The organism is Mesorhizobium sp. M7A.F.Ca.CA.003.01.2.1 (genome assembly GCF_003998945.1).
GTDB classification, from domain to species: domain Bacteria; phylum Pseudomonadota; class Alphaproteobacteria; order Rhizobiales; family Rhizobiaceae; genus Mesorhizobium; species Mesorhizobium ciceri.
The window spans coordinates 1-5,490 of the sequence record NZ_RZRA01000324.1; the positions used below are offsets into that span (position 1 = coordinate 1).

A 5,490-nucleotide genomic window follows, 5' to 3' on the forward strand; every position below is an offset into this window, starting at 1 on the left:
GCTGTTGCCGCTGCACCGCCAGCGCGGACAATGTTTTGTCCCGGCCGACATTCTGGCGGCAGCGGGATCGTCGCCGGAAGAATTCGTCACCGGCGACGGCGGATCCGGCGCCAAACGCGCGGTGGCGGCGATGATGGCGCTGGCACGGGAACATCTTTCCGCCTTCGAGCAAGGCGCACCGGCTCTCCCGGTCTCGCTGCGCCCGGCATTCCTGCCGCTGGCCCTGTCGCGCGCCTATCTCGGCAAGATGGAGAATGGCTCGCCGTTCGGTGGCGTGGCGCGGCTCTCGGCCTTGCGCCGGCATTGGCTATTGCTGCGCCGCGCGAGCAAGGGTTGGCCAGCACTTTGACGTAAACGTCAACCGTGCTAAGAAGTCTCCGCGCCAAAACTGTCGCCATAGACGACAGGCCGGCCGGAGGAGATACCCATTCAATGAGCTTGCCTTTGCTGGTTGCGATCGTCGCCCTTGGCATCGCGCTGTCGGTTGCCGCGGTGCATTTCACTGGCGGCAGCAAGACGGCGACGCTCAGTGGCGCAGATCATGCGAAGAGCCGGTTCGCCGAGGATTTTCCCGACGAGATCGTGGCGGCAGTCCGCCTGACAGCAGATGCCGGGACCGCGTTCCTGGATATCGGGCGAGGGCGCTTCGGGATCGTTCACAGCGTAGGCGACTGCTTCTTGACCCGCATCGTCACGCCTCAAGATGTCACGATTTTGGACGCTGGAGACGGGAATACGGTCTCGCTGCGGCTCGCCGATTTCACCTGGAAGGGCGGCCGCTTCCGCTTTGCCAGCGCAACGGATGCGCAAGGCTTGCTGAAGGCGCTTGAGCCGCAGAGTTTCGGCGGAGAGGCGGCATGATGGACGACTACAATTTTCCGCAGGTCACTCAACTGGCCATCCCGTTCTTCGTTGTCGCGATCCTGATCGAGCTTTGGTTGGTGCGCACCGGCCGTGCCAAGGGTTCGTTCGAAACGCGCGACACATTGACCAGCCTGATGATGGGTACCGGCAATGTCGTTGCCGGGCTGCTGCTTGGCGTCGTGTCCTACTGGGCGTTGCTGTGGCTCTGGCAGTTCCGCGTCTTCAATCTCGGCCTGTCGATCTGGGTCTTTCTGGTGGCCTTCCTGCTCGATGATCTGCGCTACTATTTCTATCACCGCATCGCGCACCGGGTGCGCTGGGTGTGGGCCGAACACGTCAACCACCATTCCAGCCAGCACTACAATCTGTCGACAGCGCTGCGGCAGAGCTGGACGGGCCTGTTCACCTTCATGTTCGTGCTGCAGGCGCCGCTGGTGCTGCTCGGCTTCCACCCGGCGGTGATTGCCTTCACCTTCGGCTTCAATTTGGTCTGGCAATTCTGGATCCACACCGAGACCATCGGCAAGATGTGGGGCTGGTTCGAGTTCGTCTTCAACACGCCCTCACACCACCGCGTCCACCACGCCACCAATCCGCGCTATCTCGACGCCAACTATGCCGGCACGCTGATCATCTGGGACCGCATGTTCGGCACCTTCGTCGGGGAACTGGAAGAAGACCGGCCGCGCTACGGCATCGTCAGGAATCTCGGCACCTTCAATCCGCTGAAAGTGGCATTCCATGAATGGATCGGCATGTTCAGGGATGCCTTTGCGCCCGGTCTGACCTTGAGCGATCGCCTGAACTATCTGATCAAGCCTCCCGGCTGGAGCCATGACGGCTCGCGCGAGACTTCGGAGAGTTTGAAGGCTGCCTATGTCAGGCGAAATCCTGCTGAGGCGGGGAAGCCTGGGTTGCCAAGCGTGGGTGTCGAGCCCGCCGAGTAGAACTTCTTATGTCAGGAGGGTCCGTCGTCATCGCTGTCGTACGCCAATTGCGCGATTCGTTCCCTCACTTGCGCGATGGCGTGATCCAGCGGAATAGCGGGACGCGTATCTTCGATCGAAGCCTTTATCTTGGCCCGGATCGCGGCTAGGCGCTCGGCATGCTCCTCTTCCTCGCGCTGGAAGGCCCGGAGCGCCGCGCGGATGACTTCGCTCGCCGAGCCGAAAGAGCCGTCTTCGACTTTTTGGCGGATAAGGCGGGCCATTGCTGGCGTGACTGTGACAGAAAGTTTCTCGGCGAATTCCGTGGAACGGCTCCCATTGGACAGCAAGTGGGATTGTATCCTGCTTCATCCGTGCGGCCAACGATGAGGTCCTAGCGCCTGGGTTTCGCCCGGCCAGCTTCCGAACCATCCGGCATGGTGGCGCTAATGCGCCGAGTTGTGCCGAAATGCCGGCCGAATTCATGGCCCCCCAAATCTGTAAAATTGGCTTCGAACTCAACCAGCGCGTCGACAATAGCCGGCGCCTCCGAGCTGGGAGCCTCCTGCGTGAATCGTGCACTGAGGTAGGCGCCATGAGGATGTGAGGGATCCAGACGGGCTTGGATCGCCCAGAAGGATGACAGCGAATAGATCGCTTTCATGAAATCCAGAATTAGCCGGTCATTGTAGGGACCTTCGACAGGCTGAACGGCAATGATTCTCTTCAAGCTTCGATCACGGTTCTCATTGTAATTTTCATTTTCGTACAGCCAACCTTGGCCCCCGTGAGGCTGACCTATTAGCGCCTCGATAGCGGGTATATGAACTTCGCGCAGCTTCCGCAGGTTGGTGCATCTGACATAGATGCTCCAGCAAATTTCGTAGTCGCCGGCGAAAGGTTCGCCACTCGGCGGCAGGTCCGACGGCAGAAGCTGGTGCAGCTCGGAGTGCTTGGCCACGGACTACTCGGCGGCTTGCGCTTGTGCCGGCAGCCCTAGCCATTCTCGGCAATCAGCCTGCGCACGCGATGTGATGGCGTGCCGCTTGGCAACGGTCTTGTCCTTGCCGCGCATGCGTTTGCCCTCGGCCTTCGGAGCTTCGACAGGTGGGAACAGGCCGAAATTGACGTTCATCGGCTGGAATGAGCGCTTTCCCGGCTCGTCATCGGAGACAATATGACCGCCGGTGATGTGGTTGAGCAGAGCGCCGAAGGCCGTGGTCAGCGGCGGCAGGGACGGAGCAAGGCCGAGCCGCTCCGCTGCGGCGAAGCGGCCGGCGAGCAGGCCGATGGCCGCACTTTCGACATAGCCTTCGCAGCCGGTGATCTGGCCGGCGAAACGCAGGCCGGGCCGCGACTTCAGTTGCAGCGAAGCGTCGAGCAAGGTCGGCGAGTTGATGTAGGTGTTGCGGTGCAGGCCGCCGAGACGGGCGAAATCAGCGTTTTCGAGACCCGGTATGGTGCGGAAGATGCGCACCTGCTCGGCATGCTTCAACTTGGTCTGGAAACCGACCATGTTGTAGAGCGTGCCCAGCGCATTGTCCTGCCGCAACTGGACGACGGCATAGGCCTTTACCGTCGGATTGTGGGCATTGGTCAGCCCCATCGGCTTCATAGGCCCGTAGCGTAGCGTCTCGACACCGCGCTCGGCCATGACTTCGATCGGCAGGCAGCCGTCGAAATAGGGCGTGCCTTCCCATTGCTTGAATTCGGTTTTCTGGCCGTCGACCAGCGCTTGCACGAAGGCAAGGTACTGGTCCTTGTCCATCGGACAATTGATGTAGTCCTTGCCGGTGCCGCCTGGCCCGACCTTGTCGTAGCGCGACTGGAACCAGCAGGTATTCATGTCGATCGTGTCGAAATGGATGATCGGCGCAATGGCGTCGAAGAAGGCGAGCGCATCGGCGCCGGTCGCTTCCGCGATCGACTGGGCAAGCCCGGGGGCGGTCAACGGACCCGTGGCAACGATCGCCTGGTCCCAATCCGTCGGCGGCAGACCTGGCACTTCCTCGCGCCGGATGGTGATCAGCGGGTGTGCTTCGAGTTTTTTCGTCACGGCATCGGCGAATCCGTCGCGATCGACGGCCAGCGCGCCGCCGGCCGGAACCTGGTTGGCGTCGCCGGCGCTCATGATCAACGAGCCGGCCAGCCGCATTTCGGCGTGCAACAGGCCGACCGCGTTGTTGTCGGCGTCGTCGGAGCGGAAGGAATTGGAACAGACGAGCTCGGCCAGGCTATCGGTCTTGTGCGCATCGGTGCCACGAACGGGCCGCATTTCATGCAGGATGACGGGCACGCCGGCTTGCGCTGCCTGCCAGGCGGCTTCGGAACCGGCGAGGCCGCCGCCGATGATGTGGATTGGGTTTTTGCTCATGAGCGCCGGAATAATCGCTTGGTGCGGCGATTGCAATTGCCGTGCGCGGTGCGGGGCAAACAGCTGCTGATGGGAGCGCCTCGTGAAAACAACAACACCCGCCGGGGGAGGAGGTCCGGCGGGTGTCGTTTTTCGGGTCGACCTTCGGGAGGAGGGGAAGGGCGGGCATATTTGTGATTGCCGGGGAGGAGGTCGGCTTTGACGAAATTCCTTTCGCCATTTTTAGAAGGGGCGAAACCTCTGGAGCAAAATTCGTCTTGCCCCTGGGAAACAGCGCCCGCCGCGGGAGGAGGTGCGGCGGGCGCCGTTTTGGTGGTCAACCCTTGGGAGGAGGTAAGGGGTGACCGTATTCGTCAAGGTCGGGGAGGAGGTCGACCCTGGCGAAATTCTGTCTAGATCGCCTGGCGGGCGATGATCTTGATTTCGTCGCGGACGATACCGAGATCATGCAGCTGGCGGTTCGAAAGGCGACCCAGCTCGGTAACCGTCTCGCGATAAACGCGCCAGTTACGATAGTTGCGGATCAGGTTCATTGTCGTTCTCTTTTTCAAAACTGGTTCGGACCATTCGCGGTCCGAAGAATTAGACCGCCTTGCGAGCGACGTAAGGAATGTCGCTGCGGCTGATGCCGAGGTCGGTCAGTTCACGGTTGCTCAGGCGGCTCAGCTCGGACACGGTGTCCCTGTAGCGGCGCCAGTTGCGGTAGTTGCGGATCAGGTTCATGGTAGTTCTCGTTTCGTCTTTCTTGCGGATCATTCCGTTTGTGTACGAACTATAAATAGGCGGACCCATATCGATTTAAAAGCGCTATGGCTGCATGGCAGCAATGCAAATTGTGCAATGCAGCATTAACGCTCGTTCACGGACCTGACACAAAGAAACCCGAATCGGAAAATGCCTAAGCGTCAACGGCTTGACCGGATCGGCTGCAAAAAAGACCAAACTTGGGGGGGAGAAGCAGCATGGCGAGCTATTCGTCGCGGGTCAGGGCGGATATCGCGCGCTGGCAGCAGGCCGGCATGATCGACGCCGCGACGGCCGATTCGCTGGCGCGCGATGTCGAGGCCAACGAGCGCAAGTCGCTGAGCTTCGGCTCGATCCTGGCTATGATGGCCGCCTTGCTGTTCGGCGCCGCCATCCTGATTTTCGTCGCCGCCAATTGGGACGCGATCCCGAGGCTGGCGCGCGTGGCGGCGCTGTTTGCCGTCATCCTTGGCGGCTATGTCGGCGGCGCGGTGCTGAAGGCCCGCGACCATGCGGCAATCGGGGAAGCGCTGTGGATCGTGGCGGCCGCGGCTTTCGGCGGCTCGATCGCGCTGATCGGCC

Annotated in this window: 9 protein-coding genes; 4 read left to right on the top strand and 5 right to left on the bottom strand. The window is 61.4% G+C overall.

Annotated features, from left to right (window positions below; translation table 11 throughout):
* The 3 genes from EN969_RS14945 to EN969_RS14955 all read left to right on the top strand — a co-directional run.
* On the top strand, positions 1–349 hold a 349-nt coding region (locus tag EN969_RS14945), incomplete at its 5' end, for a squalene/phytoene synthase family protein (RefSeq protein WP_164758266.1).
* 83 nt (positions 350–432) lie between these two features.
* Positions 433–861 carry a hypothetical protein gene (locus tag EN969_RS14950; protein WP_027160420.1) on the top strand — a complete coding sequence of 143 codons (429 nt, stop codon included), beginning with the start codon at positions 433–435 and terminating at the stop codon, positions 859–861.
* Entirely contained in the window at positions 861–1,811 is a 951-nt protein-coding gene (locus EN969_RS14955) for a sterol desaturase family protein (protein WP_174564975.1), read from the top strand. The genes EN969_RS14950 and EN969_RS14955 overlap by 1 nt, the downstream gene beginning before the upstream one ends.
* Positions 1,812–1,822: 11 nt before the next feature.
* Here the strand turns inward: EN969_RS14955 and EN969_RS14960 are convergent, their stop codons facing one another.
* From EN969_RS14960 to EN969_RS14980, 5 genes are all read right to left on the bottom strand, one after another.
* The gene (locus tag EN969_RS14960) at positions 1,823–2,140 is read right to left on the bottom strand and encodes a type II toxin-antitoxin system ParD family antitoxin (protein WP_013531311.1); all 318 of its coding nucleotides are present in this window, start codon (positions 2,138–2,140) and stop codon (positions 1,823–1,825) included.
* A gap of 44 nt (positions 2,141–2,184) precedes the next feature.
* Positions 2,185–2,751 (bottom strand): hypothetical protein, encoded by a 567-nt coding sequence (locus EN969_RS14965; RefSeq protein WP_063168112.1) that lies wholly within the window; start codon positions 2,749–2,751, stop codon positions 2,185–2,187.
* A 3-nt stretch (positions 2,752–2,754) separates the two neighbouring features.
* Positions 2,755–4,164: a methylenetetrahydrofolate--tRNA-(uracil(54)-C(5))-methyltransferase (FADH(2)-oxidizing) TrmFO gene (trmFO, locus tag EN969_RS14970; RefSeq protein WP_063168111.1), complete on the bottom strand. Its 1,410-nt coding sequence runs from the start codon at positions 4,162–4,164 to the stop codon at positions 2,755–2,757.
* Between the two features lie 392 nt (positions 4,165–4,556).
* Complete coding sequence (locus tag EN969_RS14975; RefSeq protein WP_013531314.1) at positions 4,557–4,697, bottom strand: DUF1127 domain-containing protein; 141 nt, start codon at positions 4,695–4,697, stop codon at positions 4,557–4,559.
* Between the two features lie 49 nt (positions 4,698–4,746).
* Positions 4,747–4,887 (bottom strand): DUF1127 domain-containing protein, encoded by a 141-nt coding sequence (locus tag EN969_RS14980; RefSeq protein WP_013531315.1) that lies wholly within the window; start codon positions 4,885–4,887, stop codon positions 4,747–4,749.
* 239 nt (positions 4,888–5,126) lie between these two features.
* Here EN969_RS14980 and EN969_RS14985 point away from each other — a divergent pair.
* Positions 5,127–5,490 (top strand): DUF2157 domain-containing protein (locus tag EN969_RS14985; protein WP_127419215.1); only part of this gene is annotated, 364 nt, incomplete at its 3' end.

Excerpts from the sequence above, each read along its gene's own strand:
- EN969_RS14975 (WP_013531314.1), bottom strand. The coding sequence starts at position 4,697 with ATGAACCTGATCCGCAACTATCGTAACTGGCGCGTTTATCGCGAGACG.
- trmFO (WP_063168111.1), bottom strand. The coding sequence starts at position 4,164 with ATGAGCAAAAACCCAATCCACATCATCGGCGGCGGCCTCGCCGGTTCC.
- EN969_RS14955 (WP_174564975.1), top strand. The coding sequence starts at position 861 with ATGGACGACTACAATTTTCCGCAGGTCACTCAACTGGCCATCCCGTTC.
- EN969_RS14980 (WP_013531315.1), bottom strand. The coding sequence starts at position 4,887 with ATGAACCTGATCCGCAACTACCGCAACTGGCGCCGCTACAGGGACACC.
- EN969_RS14950 (WP_027160420.1), top strand. The coding sequence starts at position 433 with ATGAGCTTGCCTTTGCTGGTTGCGATCGTCGCCCTTGGCATCGCGCTG.